At 73.0% G+C, this 17,147-nt stretch carries 22 protein-coding genes; 5 read left to right on the top strand and 17 right to left on the bottom strand.

The window, feature by feature from the left end; all coding sequences use genetic code 11:
• Window positions 1-124: 124 nt before the first annotated feature.
• The 5 genes from ACQEVM_RS26545 to hisI form a co-directional block, all read right to left on the bottom strand.
• Window positions 125-631 (bottom strand): DUF2752 domain-containing protein, encoded by a 507-nt coding sequence (locus tag ACQEVM_RS26545; protein WP_433083081.1) that lies wholly within the window; start codon window positions 629-631, stop codon window positions 125-127.
• Between the two features lie 53 nt (window positions 632-684).
• A complete protein-coding gene (locus ACQEVM_RS26550) occupies window positions 685-936 on the bottom strand; it encodes an HGxxPAAW family protein (protein ID WP_267800883.1) in 252 nt (83 codons plus the stop codon).
• Window positions 937-1,035: 99 nt separating this feature from the next.
• Complete coding sequence (locus tag ACQEVM_RS26555; RefSeq protein ID WP_433083084.1) at window positions 1,036-1,701, bottom strand: TIGR02234 family membrane protein; 666 nt, start codon at window positions 1,699-1,701, stop codon at window positions 1,036-1,038.
• Between the two features lie 14 nt (window positions 1,702-1,715).
• Window positions 1,716-3,206, bottom strand: coding sequence for an anthranilate synthase component I (locus ACQEVM_RS26560; protein WP_433083086.1), 1,491 nt, complete (start codon window positions 3,204-3,206; stop codon window positions 1,716-1,718).
• A 15-nt stretch (window positions 3,207-3,221) separates the two neighbouring features.
• A complete protein-coding gene (hisI, locus tag ACQEVM_RS26565) occupies window positions 3,222-3,578 on the bottom strand; it encodes a phosphoribosyl-AMP cyclohydrolase (protein ID WP_433083088.1) in 357 nt (118 codons plus the stop codon).
• 92 nt (window positions 3,579-3,670) lie between these two features.
• Here hisI and ACQEVM_RS26570 point away from each other — a divergent pair, with 92 nt between their 5' ends.
• Entirely contained in the window at window positions 3,671-4,303 is a 633-nt protein-coding gene (locus tag ACQEVM_RS26570; protein ID WP_433083091.1) for a TIGR03085 family metal-binding protein, read from the top strand.
• 44 nt (window positions 4,304-4,347) lie between these two features.
• On the opposite strand, the gene ACQEVM_RS26575 is transcribed toward ACQEVM_RS26570, so the two are convergent.
• Genes ACQEVM_RS26575 through hisH form a run of 5 tightly spaced genes read right to left on the bottom strand, consistent with a single transcriptional unit; the run spans window position 4,348 to window position 8,099 of the window.
• Complete coding sequence (locus ACQEVM_RS26575) at window positions 4,348-5,550, bottom strand: MFS transporter (RefSeq protein ID WP_433083093.1); 1,203 nt, start codon at window positions 5,548-5,550, stop codon at window positions 4,348-4,350.
• A 17-nt stretch (window positions 5,551-5,567) separates the two neighbouring features.
• The gene (hisF, locus tag ACQEVM_RS26580) at window positions 5,568-6,323 is read right to left on the bottom strand and encodes an imidazole glycerol phosphate synthase subunit HisF (protein WP_053682205.1); all 756 of its coding nucleotides are present in this window, start codon (window positions 6,321-6,323) and stop codon (window positions 5,568-5,570) included.
• Window positions 6,320-6,715: a RidA family protein gene (locus ACQEVM_RS26585; protein ID WP_433083095.1), complete on the bottom strand. Its 396-nt coding sequence runs from the start codon at window positions 6,713-6,715 to the stop codon at window positions 6,320-6,322. The genes hisF and ACQEVM_RS26585 overlap by 4 nt, the downstream gene beginning before the upstream one ends.
• Window positions 6,712-7,440 (bottom strand): bifunctional 1-(5-phosphoribosyl)-5-((5-phosphoribosylamino)methylideneamino)imidazole-4-carboxamide isomerase/phosphoribosylanthranilate isomerase PriA, encoded by a 729-nt coding sequence (priA, locus tag ACQEVM_RS26590; RefSeq protein ID WP_053682207.1) that lies wholly within the window; start codon window positions 7,438-7,440, stop codon window positions 6,712-6,714. The genes ACQEVM_RS26585 and priA overlap by 4 nt, the downstream gene beginning before the upstream one ends.
• On the bottom strand, window positions 7,440-8,099 hold the full coding sequence (gene hisH / locus ACQEVM_RS26595) for an imidazole glycerol phosphate synthase subunit HisH (protein WP_053682208.1): 660 nt from the start codon (window positions 8,097-8,099) through the stop codon (window positions 7,440-7,442). Before hisH ends, priA begins: the two co-directional genes overlap by 1 nt.
• Window positions 8,100-8,263: 164 nt before the next feature.
• On the opposite strand from hisH, the gene ACQEVM_RS26600 reads away from it, so the two are divergent.
• Entirely contained in the window at window positions 8,264-8,338 is a 75-nt protein-coding gene (locus ACQEVM_RS26600) for a helix-turn-helix domain-containing protein (RefSeq protein WP_433085381.1), read from the top strand.
• 57 nt (window positions 8,339-8,395) lie between these two features.
• Here ACQEVM_RS26600 and ACQEVM_RS26605 read toward each other — a convergent pair whose 3' ends face one another.
• From ACQEVM_RS26605 to hisD, 4 genes are read right to left on the bottom strand one after another with little or no spacing between them, the layout of a single operon-like run.
• Window positions 8,396-8,563 (bottom strand): hypothetical protein, encoded by a 168-nt coding sequence (locus tag ACQEVM_RS26605; RefSeq protein ID WP_053682210.1) that lies wholly within the window; start codon window positions 8,561-8,563, stop codon window positions 8,396-8,398.
• A 2-nt stretch (window positions 8,564-8,565) separates the two neighbouring features.
• On the bottom strand, window positions 8,566-9,159 hold the full coding sequence (hisB, locus tag ACQEVM_RS26610; RefSeq protein ID WP_351760327.1) for an imidazoleglycerol-phosphate dehydratase HisB: 594 nt from the start codon (window positions 9,157-9,159) through the stop codon (window positions 8,566-8,568).
• Entirely contained in the window at window positions 9,156-10,277 is a 1,122-nt protein-coding gene (locus ACQEVM_RS26615) for a histidinol-phosphate transaminase (protein WP_053682212.1), read from the bottom strand. The genes hisB and ACQEVM_RS26615 overlap by 4 nt, the downstream gene beginning before the upstream one ends.
• A complete protein-coding gene (gene hisD / locus ACQEVM_RS26620; RefSeq protein WP_433083099.1) occupies window positions 10,274-11,614 on the bottom strand; it encodes a histidinol dehydrogenase in 1,341 nt (446 codons plus the stop codon). The genes ACQEVM_RS26615 and hisD overlap by 4 nt, the downstream gene beginning before the upstream one ends.
• A gap of 126 nt (window positions 11,615-11,740) precedes the next feature.
• On the opposite strand from hisD, the gene ACQEVM_RS26625 reads away from it, so the two are divergent.
• Genes ACQEVM_RS26625 through ybaK form a run of 3 tightly spaced genes read left to right on the top strand, consistent with a single transcriptional unit; the run spans window position 11,741 to window position 14,602 of the window.
• Window positions 11,741-13,339, top strand: a complete 1,599-nt coding sequence (locus ACQEVM_RS26625) for an oxidoreductase (RefSeq protein WP_433083101.1) — start codon at window positions 11,741-11,743, stop codon at window positions 13,337-13,339.
• Between the two features lie 34 nt (window positions 13,340-13,373).
• Window positions 13,374-14,111: an LON peptidase substrate-binding domain-containing protein gene (locus tag ACQEVM_RS26630; protein ID WP_433083103.1), complete on the top strand. Its 738-nt coding sequence runs from the start codon at window positions 13,374-13,376 to the stop codon at window positions 14,109-14,111.
• Window positions 14,111-14,602, top strand: a complete 492-nt coding sequence (ybaK, locus tag ACQEVM_RS26635; protein WP_433083105.1) for a Cys-tRNA(Pro) deacylase — start codon at window positions 14,111-14,113, stop codon at window positions 14,600-14,602. The genes ACQEVM_RS26630 and ybaK overlap by 1 nt, the downstream gene beginning before the upstream one ends.
• 44 nt (window positions 14,603-14,646) lie before the next feature.
• Here ybaK and ACQEVM_RS26640 read toward each other — a convergent pair whose 3' ends face one another.
• From ACQEVM_RS26640 to ACQEVM_RS26650, 3 genes are read right to left on the bottom strand one after another with little or no spacing between them, the layout of a single operon-like run.
• The gene (locus ACQEVM_RS26640; RefSeq protein ID WP_433083107.1) at window positions 14,647-15,303 is read right to left on the bottom strand and encodes a hypothetical protein; all 657 of its coding nucleotides are present in this window, start codon (window positions 15,301-15,303) and stop codon (window positions 14,647-14,649) included.
• A gap of 34 nt (window positions 15,304-15,337) precedes the next feature.
• Window positions 15,338-16,129: an ABC transporter permease gene (locus tag ACQEVM_RS26645; RefSeq protein ID WP_386936978.1), complete on the bottom strand. Its 792-nt coding sequence runs from the start codon at window positions 16,127-16,129 to the stop codon at window positions 15,338-15,340.
• Window positions 16,105-17,145 carry an ABC transporter ATP-binding protein gene (locus ACQEVM_RS26650; RefSeq protein WP_433083109.1) on the bottom strand — a complete coding sequence of 347 codons (1,041 nt, stop codon included), beginning with the start codon at window positions 17,143-17,145 and terminating at the stop codon, window positions 16,105-16,107. The genes ACQEVM_RS26645 and ACQEVM_RS26650 overlap by 25 nt, the downstream gene beginning before the upstream one ends.
• Window positions 17,146-17,147: the final 2 nt, after the last annotated feature.

The following is a 17,147-nucleotide window of genomic DNA, read 5'->3' on the forward strand; positions in this document are numbered from 1 at the left end:
CGTATCACTGCAAGGTCGGCACTCAAATGGTATCCGCAGGTCGCCGCGGCCTCCGCACGGACATCGCCGTTTCCCAGGGACTGGACAGTCGGAATGCGGGCTTCCTCCGGCTGTCGCACGGGCCTCAGGGGGCCAGGGCCGCCCCGAAGGGAAGATTGCGGACAATCGCGAAAATCAGCATCAGAGACCCGAAAAGCCACCAGTACCCGGGTTTCGGATCGATCCGCGGGGCGGGGGCGCCGCGCCAGGCCCGCACCAGCCAGACGGCGATGAACGCCGCGAAGAGGACGTAGCCGGCGACCGCCGCCGCGTTCGCGCCGAGGGCGGTGAGCAGGTCGCCCCGCGCGAAGGCGTGGGCGCTGCGCAGCCCGCCGCAGCCCGGGCACAGGATGCCCGTCAGCCGGAACAGCGGGCAGACCGGGTAGTGCCCGGGTTCGTTGGGGTCGACCGCGCCCACGTACGCGAAGGCGGCCACCACCCCGGCCAGGGTGAGGACGGGAACGGCCATCGTCCGGGCCCGGGAGGCCCGCGCCGGGGCGGGCGGCACGTACGGGGGCACCGCGGGCCCGGGGGCGGGCCGCGGGGCGGGAGGGGTGCGGGAGGCGTCCACGCGCCGATTCTCTCCGGTCATGACAAAAGGCGCAGCCCGACAGGGCCGCGCCTTCCGCTTCCGGTCCTCGCGCCTCAGACGCCCGCGGGGACCTTGGACGCGGCGATGACCTCGGCGAGGTCCTTGTGGGCGGCCTTCGGAGCGCCCATGCCGGCGGCCTTCATCGCCATCCCGACGACACCGCCGAGGACGACGACGACCAGGCCGGCGTAGAACCCGAGCGGGTTCGCGAGCACCATGAAGGCGCCGGAGACGCAGAAACCGATGAAGGCGATGATGACACCGGTCCAGGCGGCCGGGGTGTGTCCGTGGCTCGTGCCCGCCATGAGTTGCTCCTCGTTGCTCTGTCGCACGTCACGTGCTGTGTCGAACGCTCGGTGCCCATTGTCCCGCACCGGGCGCGGCGCTCGCTCACGGGGGTCCCGTCAGCGGGTGGGATCCTCGCCTCGGTCCAGAGCCTTCCACAGGTCCTCGGGCCGGTCCGGGTCCACGGGCGCGGGCGTGCGGGTGCGGGGGCTGCCGTCGCGTTCGTAACGGCCTCCCATCGCGGGCCAACTCCGGCCGAAGCGCAGGGCGAGCAGGCCGGCCAGCAGGATCAGGGCCCCGCCGACGGCGGTGACGTACGGCCACGCCGTATGGGTGAGCCCGACCACCTGGGCCGCGGTGTCCGCGGTGGTCTTGGCGGCCTGTTCGTCCAGGGCCCGGTGGTCGTCGGCGGCGAACACGGCCGCCAGGGCGGCGCCCAGGCCGCTCAGCGCGAGCAGTCCGGACACCAGCCGCCGGCTCCTGCCGCGGACGGCGAAGACGGCGACCAGGGCGGCGAGGGCGACGATCGCCAGGGCGGCGGGCAGGCCGGTGACGGCCCGCCCGTCGGCGCTCAGCGGCAGCGAACCGCCGCCGACGGACGCCCGGCCCTGGGCCCAGACGCGGCCGGAGGCGAGCAGCACGACGGTGGCGCCGAGCGCGCCGAACAGCAGGGCGACGGCCACGCTGCGGCGGCCGGCGCCGCGCTCGGGCCTCGGCGGGGCCTCTTGGGTCCCGGGGGCGGCGGCATCGTTTCGGGGCGGGGGTACGGCACTCACGCACCCCACTATCCCCTACGCCCTCAGCCGCGGTGGAGGCGGTTCGCCGCTCCCACCGCGCGGAGCACCGCGGCGGCCTTGTTGCGGCATTCGAGGTCCTCCAGCTCGGGCACCGAATCCGCCACGACCCCCGCGCCGGCCTGGACGTACGCCGTCCCGTCGCGCAGCAGCGCCGTGCGGATGGCGATGGCCGTGTCGGAGTCCCCGGCGAAGTCGAGGTAGCCGACGCAGCCGCCGTACAGCCCGCGGCGGGAGGGTTCCAGCTCCTCGATGATCTGCATGGCGCGCGGCTTGGGCGCGCCCGAGAGGGTGCCGGCGGGGAAGCAGGCGGTGAGCACGTCGAAGGCGGTCTTGCCCTCGGCGAGTCGGCCGGTGACGGTGGAGACGATGTGCATCACGTGGGAGTAGCGCTCGATCGACATGAAGTCGACGACCTCCACCGAGCCCGGGGCGCAGACCCGGCCCAGGTCGTTGCGGCCCAGGTCGACGAGCATCAGGTGCTCGGCGCGCTCCTTGGGGTCCGCCATCAGCTCTTCGGCGAGGTCGTTGTCCTGCTGCGGGGTGGCCCCGCGGTGCCGGGTGCCGGCGATGGGGTGGACCATGGCCCGGCCGTCCTCGACCTTGACCAGCGCCTCGGGGCTCGACCCGACCACGTCGAAGCCGTTCTCGAAGCGGAAGAGGTACATGTACGGGGAGGGGTTGGTGGCCCGCAGCACCCGGTAGACGTCGAGCGCGGAGGCCTCGCAGGGCGTCTCGAACCGCTGCGAGGGCACCACCTGGAAGGCCTCGCCGGCCCGGATGCGCTCCTTCACGTCCTCCACGGCCGCCTGGTACTTCTCTCCGCCCCACAGGGCGGAGAACTCCGGCAGCTCGGAGGCGGGCAGCGGGGTGGGGACGTACGGGGCGGGCCGCGCGAGGTCGGCTTCCATGGCGTCGAGGCGGGCGACCGCGTGCGCGTACGCCTCGTCCACGCCCGTGTCGAGGTCGTTGTGGTTGATGGCGTTGGCGATGAGCTGGACCGTGCCGTCCCAGTGGTCCATGACGGCCAGGTCGGAGGTGAGCAGCATGGTCAGCTCGGGGAGTTCCAGGTCGTCGGCGGTGTGCTCGCCGATGCGCTCCAGGCGGCGGACGATGTCGTAGCCGAGGTAGCCGACCATGCCGCCGGTGAAGGGCGGCATCCCGCCGGCGATGTCGCGGGGGGTGTGCAGGGCCTCGACGGTGGCGCGCAGGGCCTCCAGCGGGTCGCCGTCCGTGGGAACGCCGACGGGCGGGGTGCCGATCCAGTGGGCCCGGCCGTCGCGGACGGTCAGGGTGGAGTCGCTGTGGACGCCGACGAAGGAGTAGCGGGACCAGGAGCGGCCGTTCTCGGCGGACTCCAGGAGGAAGGTTCCGGGGCGTTCCGCGGCCAGCTTGCGGTAGAGCCCGACGGGCGTGTCGCCGTCGGCCAGCAGTTTGCGGCTGACGGGGATGACGCGGCGGTCGACCGCGAGCTTGCGGAACGTCTCAAGATCCATGGCGTGGAACCCTACCTATTCGGCTTCGCTGAGGAGGACATCGGCGTCGAAGCACGTACGGGCGCCGGTGTGGCAGGCGGCCCCGACCTGGTCGACCTTCACGAGCAGGGTGTCGGCGTCGCAGTCGAGGGCGACGGACTTCACGTGCTGGAAGTGACCGGAGGTGTCTCCCTTGACCCAGTACTCCCCGCGACTGCGGGACCAGTACGTGCAGCGCCCGGTGGTCAGGGTCCGGTGCAGGGCCTCGTCGTCCATCCAGCCGAGCATGAGCACCTCACCGGTGTCGTACTGCTGGGCGATGGCCGGAACCAGACCGTCCGCGGAGCGCTTGAGGCGGGCTGCGATGGCGGGGTCGAGGGAGGTCGTACTCATGAGGCCATTGTGCCGGGCGGAGGCGACGATCACGGAGCGCCGTCCACCTGATGGGCGGGCGCGCGGCGGGTTCCGGCCGTAGGCTAGCCCGCATGTCTACCCATGCGAAGCGTGAACGACTGCTCTTGGCCGACCTGTTGGAGTCGGCGGGGCCGGAGGCGCCGACGCTGTGCGACGGCTGGCGCGCCCGGGAACTCGCGGCGCACGTGGTCGTCCGCGAACGCCGCCCGGACGCGGCGGGCGGTCTCCTGCTGGACGTGCTGAAGACCCGGCTCGACAAGGTGATGGAGGAGTACGCGGCCAAGCCGTACGAGGAACTGATCCGGCTGATCCGTACCGGCCCGCCGAAGATGTCCCTCTACTCCTTGAAGCAGATCGACGAGGCGGCCAACGCGGTGGAGTTCTACGTCCACGCGGAGGACGTCCGGCGGGCCCAGCCCGACTGGTCGCCTCGGGCGCTGGACCCCGTGTTCTCGGACTCCCTCTGGTCCCGCCTGGAGAAGCTGGCCCGGCTGACGGGCCGCCGCTCCCCGGTGGGGCTGGTCCTGCGCCGCCCGAACGGCCAGACGACGGTGGCGCACAAGGGCACCCCGGTGGTGACGGTCACGGGCGAGCCGGGCGAACTCACGCTGTTCTGCTTCGGCCGCCAGTCCTCGGCGGCGGTGGAGCTGGACGGTCCGGCGGAGGCCGTCGCGAAGCTGACGACGGCGCAGTTGGGCCTGTAGCGGGGGTGTGCGGGGCCGACGGGCGGCAGAGGGCCGGCCGGCGGTCAGGCGAAGGCGAGTTCCGCCCTGCGGACCTCGCGGGCCGAGGTGCCGACCACCGCTCCCGCCATGCTCAGCAGGCCGCCGGCCAGGAACACCGGGGTGATGCCCCACAGGTCCACCGCCAGGCCGAAGACGGGATAGGACAGCGGAGCCAGGCCCACGGCCGTGAAGGCCATGACCGAGCTGACCCGGCCCAGGTACGCGGGGTCGGTGGAGGTCTGGATCAGGGCGACGGCCAGGCCTCCGCAGATGCCGCAGACCAGGCCGGTCACCAGCGAGACGGCGACCGCGGTCGGCAGGCCGGGGGCCAGGCCGAGGCTGCCGATGCCGGCCGAGCCGACGATCAGGGTGAGGTTCTGCACCGCGCCGGCGCGGGGGAACCGCGGCACCAGCGTCAGGACCAGGGCGCTGGACGCGGCGCCGGCCCCGAAGGCGCCGATGATCCAGCCGACCCCGCCGGCGCCCCAGTCCCGCTCCTCGGCCAGCAGGATCAGCCCCAGGGTGAGCGGGGCGGAGGTGCCGAGCTGGCTCAGGGCGCCGGACACCGTCAGCGGGCCGATCACCGGGTGCCGCCGGATGTAGGCGAGCCCGGACAGCAACTGCCGCCAGGGGGTCTGCCCCGCCGCGGGGTCCTCCGAGTCACGCACCGCGGGGGCGATCCGTACGGCCAGCAGCAGCACCAGGGAGAGCCCGAACAGTGCGGCGGCCACGCCGAAGGCGGCCCCCACGCCGCCCAGGCCGATCGCGAGGCCCGCCACCGGCGGCCCCGCGGTGTGCCCGACGCGTTCGGCGAGGCTGCGCAGCCCCTGGACCCGCACCAGCTGTCCGGGGCCGGCGATGCGGGGCGGCAGCGCGCCGACCGCCGGCATGAACAGCGCGTCGACGGCCCCGAAGACGAGGGCCACCGTCACCAGGACCCACAGCCCCGGTGAGGCGAGCGCGACGATCAGGGCGAGCGCGAGGATGACCGCGCAGCGCACGGCGTCGGAGGAGACGACCACGAGCCGGGGTCCGAAGCGGTCGGCGACCACCCCGCCGCCCAGCATGAGCAGGGCCCTCGGGACGGCGCCGGCCGCCATGACCAGCCCGACCTCGGCCGGGCCGGCCACGTGCGCGGCCGTCCAGCCGAGGGCGAGGAAGTAGATCGCGTCGCCGATCAGCGAGGCGGCGTAGGCGGCCAGCCAACGCCATGTGTTCCGGTTCAACGCAGCCCCCCGAGGCGTCAGCGCACCGGGTGGCCGGCCCCCCGCAGCGCGTCCTTGACCTGGCCGATGCGCAGGTCGCCGAAGTGGAACACCGACGCGGCGAGTACCGCGTCCGCGCCGGCCTCGATGGCCGGCGGGAAGTGCTCCAGCCTGCCGGCGCCGCCCGAGGCGATCACCGGGACCGTGACGTGCCTGCGCACGGCCGCGATCATCTCCGTGTCGTAGCCGTCCTTCGTACCGTCCGCGTCCATGGAGTTCAACAGGATTTCCCCGGCGCCCAGTTCGGCCGCCCGGTGGGCCCATTCGACGGCGTCGATGCCGGCGCTCCGCCGGCCGCCGTGGGTGGTGACCTCGAAGGAGCCGGAGGCGGTGCGGCGGGCGTCCACGGACAGCACGAGCACCTGTCGTCCGAAGCGCTCGGCGATCTCCCGGATCAGCTCGGGGCGGGCGATGGCGGCGGTGTTGACGCCCACCTTGTCGGCGCCCGCCCGCAGCAGCTTGTCGACGTCGTCGGCGGTGCGCACGCCACCACCGACGGTCAGCGGGATGAAGACCTGTTCGGCGGTGCGGCGCACCACGTCGTAGGTGGTCTCCCGGTTCCCGGAGGAGGCGGTGATGTCGAGGAACGTCAGCTCGTCGGCGCCCTCGGCGTCGTACAGCTTGGCCATCTCCACGGGGTCGCCGGCGTCGCGCAGGTTCTGGAAGTTCACTCCCTTGACCACGCGGCCGTTGTCCACGTCCAGGCAGGGGATCACCCGTACGGCGAGGGTCATGCGGTGGCTCCTGAGGGACCGAAGGCTTCGACCTCCACCTCGACGACCATGGAGGGGTCGACGAAACCGGAGACGATGATCATGGATGCGGCGGGCCGCACCGCGTCGAACAGCTCCTTGTGGGCGCGGCCGACGTCCTCCACGTCACGGGCGTGCGTGAGGTACATGCGGGTGCGCACCACGTGCTCGGGGCCGAGCCCGGCCTGCTCCAGGGCCTTGAAGGCCACGCCGAAGGCGGTGATGGCCTGGTCGTACGGGCCGCCCCCCTCGGCGGCGGTGCAGCCGGAGACGAGGACCAGGCCGTTGGGCAGCTGTACGGCGCGGGAGTAGCCGATGACGTCCTCGTAGGCGCCGCCGGAGGAGATGCGTCGCACCTGGTCGTCAGAGCTCATGCGGAGACCACCTTCAGGGCTTCTTCCAGGGTGAAGGCCTTGGCGTACAGGGCCTTGCCGACGATGGCGCCCTCGACGCCCTGCGGGACGAGCGCGGACAGGGCCCGCAGGTCGTCCAGCGAGGAGATGCCGCCGGAGGCCACGACGGGCCGGTCGGTGGCGGCGCAGACGTTCTTCAGCAGCTCCAGGTTGGGGCCCGTCAGCGTGCCGTCCTTGCCGATGTCGGTGACGACGTAGCGGGCGCAGCCCTCGGAGTCCAGGCGGGCGAGGGTCTCGTAGAGGTCGCCGCCCTCGCTGGTCCAGCCGCGGCCTTTGAGGGTGGTGCCGCGCACGTCGAGGCCGACCGCGATCCTGTCGCCGTGCTCGGCGATGGCCTTGGCGGCCCACTCGGGGGTCTCCAGGGCGGCGGTGCCCAGGTTGACGCGGGTGCAGCCGGTGGCGAGGGCCGCGGCGAGCGAGGCGTCGTCGCGGATGCCGCCGGAGAGTTCGACCTTGATGTCCATGGCGCCGGTGATCTCGGCGACCAGGGCACGGTTGTCACCGGTGCCGAAGGCGGCGTCGAGGTCGACCAGGTGGAGCCATTCGGCGCCGGAGGCCTGCCAGGCGAGGGCCGCCTCCAGCGGGGAGCCGTAGGAGGTCTCGCTGCCGGACACCCCGTGGACGAGGCGGACGGCCTGTCCGTCGCGGACGTCGACCGCGGGGAGGAGTTCAAGGGTCTTCGGCATCAGAGGGTCTCGATCCAGTTGGTGAGGAGCCGGGCCCCGGCGTCTCCGGACTTCTCGGGGTGGAACTGGGTGGCCCACAGGGCCCCGTTCTCCACCGCCGCGACGAACGGCTCGCCGTGGGTGGCCCAGGTGACCTTGGGGGCGCGGATCAGCGGGTTGGTGACTTCCAGGCTCCAGTCGCGTGCCGCGTACGAGTGGACGAAGTAGAAGCGGGCGTCCGCGTCCAGGCCGGCGAAGGCCTGGCTGTCGGCCGGCGCGTCGACGGTGTTCCACCCCATGTGCGGGACGACGGGGGCCTTGAGCGGTCCGACCGTACCGGGCCACTCGTCGAGGCCCTCGGTCTCCACGCCGTGTTCGATGCCGCGCTCGAAGAGGATCTGCATGCCCACGCAGATGCCCATGACGGGACGACCGCCGGAGAGCCGGCGGCCGATGATCCAGTCGCCGCGGGCGTCCTTGAGGCCCCGCATGCAGGCGGCGAAGGCGCCGACGCCGGGGACGAGGAGTCCGTCGGCGTCCATGGCCTTGTCGTAGTCGCGGGTGATCTCGACGTCGGCGCCGACGCGCGCGAGGGCGCGTTCGGCGGAGCGGACGTTGCCGAAGCCGTAGTCGAAGACGACGACCTTCTTGGTCGGTCTGGCGGGACCAGCAGCGCTCATCCCAAACCTCCTTGCGTGAAAACTCCCGGCTGCAGCCAGGTGGGGAACGCGTCCACGGCTCGGGACCGCGCCCAGGCGCGGTGCCGCTGCGTGAAGCCGTGACCTGTACTTGTGTTCGGATCGTGACCGCCCCTGGCGTCCGGGGCGTGGGAACTTCTTCTCTGGTGAAGCGGGCGTACAAGTACCGCTTCTATCCGACCGACGCGCAGGCTCCTCTCGGTTGGGGCGGTCCGTGGTGAAACGGGAAACCCCACCCGTGAGGGTGGGACCCCCCTCCTCTTGGGGAGGGAAGGAGGTCAATCCCAGATTCCTTGGATCCGCAGGACTCCGGCGGCGAGACACATCGCGGAGCCGATGGCGAGCAGGACGACCAGCGACAGCGGCATCTTCTGCTTGTGGAAGGAGTAGACGCCGCCGGCGAGGAAGAGGCCGACGACGATCAGGATGGTGTTGAGGCCGGTCACGGTTAGAGGGCGCCCTTCGTGGAGGGCAGGATCCCGGCGGCGCGCGGGTCGAACTCGGCCGCGTAGCGCAGGGCGCGGGCCAGGGCCTTGAACTGGCACTCCACGATGTGGTGGGCGTTGCGCCCGTACGGGACGTGGACGTGCAGGGCGATCTGGGCCTGCGCGACGAAGGACTCGAAGATGTGCCGGGTCATCGTCGTGTCGTAGGCACCGATCATCGGCGCCATGTTCTCGGGCTCGGTGTGCACGAGGTAGGGGCGGCCGGACAGGTCGACGGTCACCTGGGCGAGCGACTCGTCCAGCGGGACGGTGCAGTTGCCGAAGCGGTAGATGCCCACCTTGTCGCCGAGGGCCTGCTTGAAGGCGGCGCCGAGCGCGAGGGCGCTGTCCTCGATGGTGTGGTGGCTGTCGATGTGCAGGTCGCCCTCGGTCTTCACGGTGAGGTCGAAGAGGCCGTGGCGGCCGAGCTGGTCGAGCATGTGGTCGTAGAAGCCCACGCCCGTCGAGACGTCGACCTTGCCGGTGCCGTCGAGGTTTATCTCGACGACGACCGAGGTCTCCTTCGTGGTCCGTTCGACCCGTCCGATGCGGCTCATGCGTGCTGCTCCTTCTTCAGTGCGCGAACCGCTTCCAGGAACGCGTCGTTCTCGGCCGGGGTGCCCGCGGTGACCCGCAGCCATCCCGGCACGCCGTTGTCCCGGACCAGGACGCCCTGGTCGAGGATCTTTTCCCAAGCGGTGTGCGAGTCGTCGAACTTCCCGAACTGGATGAAGTTCGCGTCGGACTCGGTGACCTCGAAGCCGATGGCCCGCAACTCCTCGACGAGGCGGTCGCGCTCGGCCTTGAGCTGCTCCACGTAGCCGAGGAGGGTGTCGGTGTGCTCCAGCGCGGCCAGCGCGGTCGCCTGGGTGACGGCCGACAGGTGGTACGGCAGGCGTACGAGCTGCACGGCGTCGACCACGGCGGGGTGCGCGGCCAGGTAGCCCAGGCGCAGCCCGGCGGCGCCGAAGGCCTTGGACATGGTCCGGGAGACCACCAGGCACGGGCGGCCCTCGATCAGCGGCAGGAGCGAGTCGTGGTGGCTGAACTCCACGTACGCCTCGTCGACGACGACCAGGGACGCCGAACCTCGATCGGCCCGCGCGGCTTGGGCGGCCTCGTACAGGGCGAGGACGGTCTCGGCCCCGACGGCGGTGCCCGTGGGGTTGTTGGGCGAGGTGATGAAGACGACGTCCGGCGCGTGTTCGGCGATGGCGCGCTCGGCGGCCTCCGCGTCGATGGTGAAGTCGTCCCGGCGGGGGCCGGAAATCCACCCGGTGCCGGTGCCGCGGGCGATCAGCGCGTGCATCGAGTACGAGGGCTCGAAGCCCATCGCGGTGCGGCCGGGGCCGCCGAAGGCCTGGAGGAGCTGTTGGAGGACCTCGTTGGATCCGTTGGCGGCCCAGACGTTCTCGCGCGCGACGGGGTGCTTGCCGGTACGGGTGAGGTACGCGGCCAGCTCGGTCCGCAGCTCGATCGCGTCCCGGTCGGGGTAGCGGTTGAGGGTGCGGGCGGCTTCGGCCACGCGTTCGGCGATGCGCCGCACCAGCTCCTCGGGGAGTTCGTACGGGTTCTCGTTGGTGTTCAGCTGGACGGGCACGTCGAGCTGCGGGGCGCCGTAGGGGGACTTGCCGCGCAGCTCGTCCCGGATGGGGAGGTCGTCGATGCCGGTCATGCCTGCGGGACCTTCCATCCGAAGCGCGCCTTGAGGGCCGCGCCGTGCGCGGGCAGGTCCTCGGCCTCGGCCAGCGTCACCACGTGGTGGGTGACCTCGGCGAGGGCGTCCCGCGTGTAGTCGACGATGTGGATGCCGCGCAGGAAGGACTGCACGGACAGGCCGGAGGAGTGGCAGGCGCAGCCGCCGGTGGGCAGCACGTGGTTCGAGCCCGCGCAGTAGTCGCCGAGGGAGACCGGGGCCCAGGGGCCGACGAAGATCGCGCCGGCGTTGCGGACCCGGGCGGCCCAGGCGGCGGCGTCGGCGGTCTGGATCTCCAGGTGCTCGGCACCGTACGCGTCGACGACCTTGAGGCCGTCCTCCAGGCTGTCCACCAGCACGATCGCGGACTGCCGGCCGGCGAGCGCGGGCCTGATCCGGTCCTCGACGTGCTTGGTGGCGGCGACCTGCGGCTCCAGCTCCCGTTCCACGGCGTCCGCCAGCTCGACGGAGTCGGTGACGAGGACGGCGGCGGCCAGCGGGTCGTGCTCGGCCTGGCTGATCAGGTCGGCGGCGACGTGCACCGGGTCGGCCGTGGAGTCCGCGAGGACGGCGATCTCGGTGGGGCCGGCCTCGGTGTCGATGCCGATCTTCCCGGTGAAGTAGCGCTTGGCGGCGGCGACCCAGATGTTGCCGGGGCCGGTCACCATGTTCGCCGGGGCGCACTCGTCCGTGCCGTACGCGAACATCGCGACGGCCTGGGCGCCGCCGGCCGCGTACACCTCGTCCACACCGAGCAGCGCGCAGGCGGCGAGGATCGTGGGGTGCGGCAGACCGCCGGCCGGGTCTCCGGGGAAAGCGGGCTTCTGCGGCGGGGACGCGAGCGCGATGGACTCGACGCCCGCCTCCTGCGCCGGCACCACGTTCATCACGACGGAGGACGGGTACACCGACCGGCCGCCGGGCGCGTACAGGCCCACGCGCTCGACCGGAACCCACTTCTCGGTCACGGTTCCGCCGGGTACCACCTGGGTGGTGTGCTCGCTGCGGCGCTGGTTGCGGTGCACGATCCGGGCGCGTCGGATGGACTCCTCCAGGGCGGCGCGCACGGCCGGGTCCAGCTGCTCCAGGGCGGCCTTCAGGGCCTGCGCGGGCACCCGGACCTGCGAGAGCTCGACCCCGTCGAACTTCCGCGCGTAGTCGATCAGCGCCGCCGTGCCACGATGATGGACGTCCTCGCAGATGGGCCGCACCTTGTCCAGGGCGGCTTCCACGTCGAACTCGGCACGGGGCAGCAGATCGCGCAGGGCGCCACCCTCGGGGAGGGTGGCACCGCGCAGGTCGATACGAGAGATCACCTGCCAATTCTCTCAGACCGTCTCCCGGCACCGTTCGCCCGTATCACTGGCTGATACACGCCCCGGACGTCACCGCCGCCCCTTAGCGTTCCCCTGGGCGTGACGGACGAGCGGAGGGGGACCGCCATGACCGAGGTGCGTGGGGGCGGGGAGCCCGCCGACGCGACCGCCGCCGAGCTGTGGATGTGGCAGGCGTACCGGACGGGCGGTGTCTGCGATCTCAGTGCGCGCGCCGCCGGCCGGGACGATCCGCATTCCGACCGGGTGTGGGGGCCGGAGCGCACCGTCCGGGCCGGGACGGTCGCCCTGCTGCTGCTCCACGGCCCGCCGCCGGTACCGGGCCGGGTCGCCTCGTTGAAGCTGCGCGGGGTGCGGATCAGCGGGCGGCTCGACCTGTCCGGGGGCACCGTCGAGCCGTACGTGGAGTTCCAGTCCTGCCGCTTCGACAACGAGATCCAGCTGTCCGAGACCCGGTTCGGCACGTTGCGCCTGGTCAACTGCGCGATACCGCGGCTGGAGGCGGCCCGGCTGCACACCGAGGGCGATCTGCACCTGCCGCGGTGCCGCGTGGCACGGGGCATCCGGCTGACCGACGCGCAGATCGGCACCGACCTGCTGATCAGCCAGGCGGTGGTGCAGCGCGACAGCAAGGGTCGGGCCATCGCCGCGGACGGGATGGCGGTGGCGCAGGACTTCCAGGGCGAGATGCTGGAGGCGTACGGGGAGGTCAGTCTGCGCGGCGCGAAGGTCGGCGTGTCGATGAGCCTGCGCGGGGCCCGGCTGCGCAACCCGTCGGGGCGGCGCGCGCTGAACGCCCCGCAGCTCACCGTGGAGCGGACCCTGTACCTGACGTCGGTCGCCCTGGACCACTCCCCCGGCGACTCCGGGACCCACACGCCCCCGTACGGGACGGGCGAGACCCCGCTGGGCGGCCGGCGGGCGCGGGCCTTCGAGTGCGAGGGCGGGATGCGACTGGACGACGGGCGGTTCGGCGACGCGATCGACTTCTACGGGGCCCGGTTCCTGCTGTCGGCGGAGCAGGAGGTCTCGCTGCGGCGGATCCAGACGCCGGAGCTGCGGTTCGTCGGCGAGCAGCCGGAGCGGGGCAGGGTGGTGCTGTCCGGGGCCAAGGTCGTCAAGCTGGTCGACATGTCGACCAGCTGGCCGGGCCCGGGCCGGCTGTCGATGGAGGGCTGCTCGTACGAGCTGCTCGCGCCCCGGGGCCACTTCCCGCTCGCCCGTCGGCTGGCCTGGGTGGAGGCCGCCACGCCCGACTACTCGCCGGAACCGTACGAGCGGCTCGCGGCGGTCCTGCGGGCGAGCGGCGAGGACGCGGACGCCCGGATGGTGCTGTTGGCGAAGCAGCGCCGGCGCCGGGCCACCCTGCCGCCCGCGGCGAAGGCCTGGGGGTACCTCCAGGACTGGACGGTGGTCTACGGGTACCGTCCGGGCCGGGCGGCGCTGTGGATGGCGGTGTTGTGGGCGGCGGGCTCGCTGCTGTTCTCCCGGCTCGACCCGCCCGCGATCAAGGCGGACGAGCATCCGCACTGGAACGCCGCCCTGTACGCGCTCGACCTGCTGCTCCCGGTCGTCGATTTCGGGCAGGAGGGGCAGTGGGATCTGCGGGGTGGTTGGCAGTGGGGGGCGGCGGCCCTGGTCGTGCTCGGGTGGATCCTGGCCACGACGGTGGCGGCGGGCGCGTCCCGGCTGCTGCGGCGGGGGTGACCGCCGCGGCCCCGCGGCCACTACCCTGTGCCTCGTGACCACCGTTCGCCTGCCACTCTTCCCGCTGAACTCGGTGCTGTTCCCGGGCCTCGTGTTGCCGCTGAACATCTTCGAGGAGCGCTATCGCGCCATGATGCGCGAGCTGCTGAAGACGAGCGAGGACGAGCCGCGACGCTTCGCGGTCGTCGCGATCCGCGACGGCCGGGAGGTCGCGCCGACCGCGCCCGGCCTGCCCGATCCGACGGCGCTGCCCGAGCGGGGCCCGACGGCCGGTTTCGGCGCGGACCCGATCCAGGCGTTCCACCGGGTGGGTTGCGTCGCGGACGCCGCGACGATCCGGGAGCGCGAGGACGGCAGTTTCGAGGTGCTGGCCACCGGGACCTCCCGGGTCCGGTTGCTGTCGGTCGACGCGTCGGGGCCGTTCCTGGTCGCGGAGCTGGAGGAACTCCCCGAGGACGCGGGCGAGGGCGCCGGCGCGCTGGCCGAGGGCGTGCTGCGGGCGTTCCGGAACTACCAGAAGCGGCTGGCGGGGGCCCGTGAGCGGTCGCTGACGGGCGCGGAACTGCCGGACGAGCCGTCGGTGGTCTCGTACCTGGTCGCCGCGGCGGCGGTGCTCGACATCCCGGCGAAGCAGCAACTGCTCCAGGCACCGGACACCGCAACCCGGCTCGCCGAGGAACTGAAGCTGCTGCGCGCCGAGACGGCCGTGATCCGCCATCTGCCGTCGCTGCCCGCGGTGGACCTGACGCGCGCGCCGACGAGCCCGAACTGATGGCGAGGAAGAAGTCCGGGGCGGCGACCCCGGCCATGGCGGCCCTCACCGCGGCGGCGGCGGAGTTCACGGTGCACTCGTACGAGCACGATCCCGCGCACCCCTCGTACGGCCAGGAGGCCGCGGAGGCGATGGGGGTCTCCCCCACGCAGGTATTCAAGACGCTCGTCACGGACGTGGACGGGGTGCTCACGGTGGCGGTGGTCCCGGTGTCGGGATCGCTGGACCTGAAGGCCCTGGCGGTGGCCCTGGGCGCCAAGCGGGCGTCGATGGCCGATCCGGCCCTGGCGGAACGCACCACGGGCTACGTCCTGGGCGGCATCTCGCCGCTGGGTCAGCGCAAGCGGCTGCGTACGGTGCTGGACGCCTCGGCGACCGCCCATCCCACGATCTGTGTCTCGGCGGGCCGTCGCGGCCTGGAGGTCGAACTCCCGCCGGCGACGCTGACGGAGCTGCTGGAGGCCGTGGTGGCCCCCATCTCCCGCCCGTAGTCCGATCGACCCACGCCCGACCCCGCGGGGTCGGGCGTCCGGTGTCAGGGGCGGGGCGGCTCGGGCGACGGGTCCTTGGCGTGGGCGTGCGCGGGCGGGTAGGTCGCGCCGTACCACTCGATGTCGGGCTCGGGGTCCTTCGGCGTGAACGCGGCCGTCAGCCCGAGGTGGGCGGCCACCGCGACCATCGGCCACCCCAGCAGCACGCCGTGGGCCAGCAACTGGAGCGGCGCGTCGAAGGGCACGCCCTTGCCCGCCTTCAGCGCGGCAGCCGCCAGGTCGGACGTGGGGCCGAGCCACAGGCCCAGACGCCACCCCACCAGCGCGGCGAAGCAGGACCCCACCGCGAGCCCGACGACGAGCGGTACGCCGCCCCGGCGCCGCCACAGGAAGGTTCCCACCCCGCTCAGCAGCCCGAATCCGGCGGAGAGCAGCAGGAAGGTGGCGTCGGACCCGATCCGCGCCTCGCTCTCGGTGTCCCGCAGGAAGACGGCCTCGCCGTTGGAGACGTACTGGACCCTGGGCGCGAGCCAGACCCACAACAGCCCGAGCAGGAGGCCCGCCACCGCCACCACGAGGGCGACGCCGGCCCCGTCTCGGACATCGGCGGGGGTGATTCCCCCGGCGGCGTCGCGCGGCTTCTCGGGCGGGGGCGCCGGCGGGTCGAACGGGGACGGCGGTGGGGTCACGGCTTCGGTCACCCCCACATCGTGCCAGGTGCGGCGGGCACCGGCCTCAGCGGACCGCCGCGCGGCGGTACGCCCAGGTGGCGACGGCGAGGGACAGCGCGCCGACCACCGCGCACACCCCGAGGTCGAGAAGGACCGCCGCCCAGTCGGGGTGCGGCTCGAAGGTGCGGGCGAAGGCCTCGACGCCGTACGTGGACGGCAGCAGGTCCCGCGCCCACACGACGACCTCGGGCATCCGCTCGGGCGGCAGGACGCCCAGCAGCAGCGCGGCCGACATGCCGAGCTGTCCGGCCAGCGTGGCCAGTTCCTGCCGGGGGGCCAGCAGGCCCAGCGCGGCGCCGAGTCCGGCCAGCGCGGCGCCGGCGAGCGGCACCACGGCGGCCAGGATCCACAGCCCGCCCATGGGCAGCCCGAACAGCAGGCAGCCGAAGAGGGCGGTGACGAGGGTTCCGGGCAGGGTGAAGGAGGCGTAGGCGGCGGCCGCGCCGAGCACGACGGACGCGGGCGGCACCGGCAGCGTCGCGTAGTGGTCGAGGCCGCCACTGGCCCGAAGCTGCCCGAAGTACTGCGCGAGCAGGTTCAGTGCGACGAAGGCGACGACCAGGACGGACGAGCCGGCGACGACGGCACGGGCCTCGGAGCCCCCGTCGACCACGCCCCGCATCAGGATCATGATCCCGACGGACTGGAAGGTGGCCACGAACAGCAGCGGAATCCGCGCCACGCGCGCCCGGGACAACTGCGCCCGGTACACGGCGGCCAGCGCCGGGAAGAAGCGGGCTCGGGGAGCCAGCACTCCGACAGCGGCGGCACTCACGACTTGACCAGCCCCTTCGATACGCGCCCGCCCAGGGCCAGGTAGACGTCCTCCAGGCTCGGCGTGGCCAGAGTGAAGTCGTCGAGCGCCGCGAAGGCGGGGCTGCCGGTCACGGCGGCGACCGCGGCGCGCGCCTCGTCGGGGCCCAGCCTCAGCACCCACCGGCGTCCCGACTCGACGGCGCGCGGGGCCAGCGCCGCGACCTCCGGCACCTCCAGTGGGGCGGTGGTCCGCCACACCAGTTCCAGCCTGACCTCGCCGGAGACCTTGGCCTTGAGTCCGGCCGGGGTATCGCAGGCGATGACCTTGCCCTGGTCGATGACGGCGACCCGGTCCAGCACGGTCTCGGCCTCTATGACGTTGTGGGTGACGAGCAGGACGGTGGCGCCGCGCTGGGCGCGGCGCCGGTCCACGGCGGCCCAGACGGCCCGTCGGGCGACCGGGTCCATGCCGGTGGTGGGTTCGTCGAGGACCAGGACCGCCCGTTCGCCGACGAGGGCGGCGGCGAAGCAGGCCAGCCGGCGTTGGCCGCCGGAGAGCTTCTTCAGCGGCCGGCCGGCGATCCCGGTCAGACCGAGTTCCTCCAGGACCTCGTCGCGCGCGGACCGGGCGGACCGCGCGTCGAGCCCGCGCAGCCGTCCCGTGGTCTCGGTGGCCAGGGACACCGTGAGCTCGTCCAGGGCGGTGGATTCCTGCCCGAGGTAGGCGAGCAGACGGGCGGCGCGCTCGGGGTGGCGTACGAGGTCGTGGCCGAGCAGCGTGACGGAGCCCCCGTCCGGCCTCATGAGGCCGGTCAGTTGGCGGACGAGCGTGGACTTGCCGGCGCCGTTCGGCCCGAGGAGGCCGAAGATCTCGCCGCGCCCCACGTCCAGGGAGATCCCGTCGGTGGCGCGGGTCTCGGGCAGGGCGGGAGCGCCGCGCCGGCCGCGTACGGCGGGATACGTCTTGACCAGGTCACGCACCGCGCAAACCACGTCGGAGGCCGCTTCCGCGGCTGCTGCCGTGCCCTGCCTCGCTGATGCTGTGCCCGTACTCACGA

This window comes from Streptomyces sp. CA-243310 (assembly GCF_050936775.1).
Classification (GTDB): domain Bacteria; phylum Actinomycetota; class Actinomycetes; order Streptomycetales; family Streptomycetaceae; genus Streptomyces.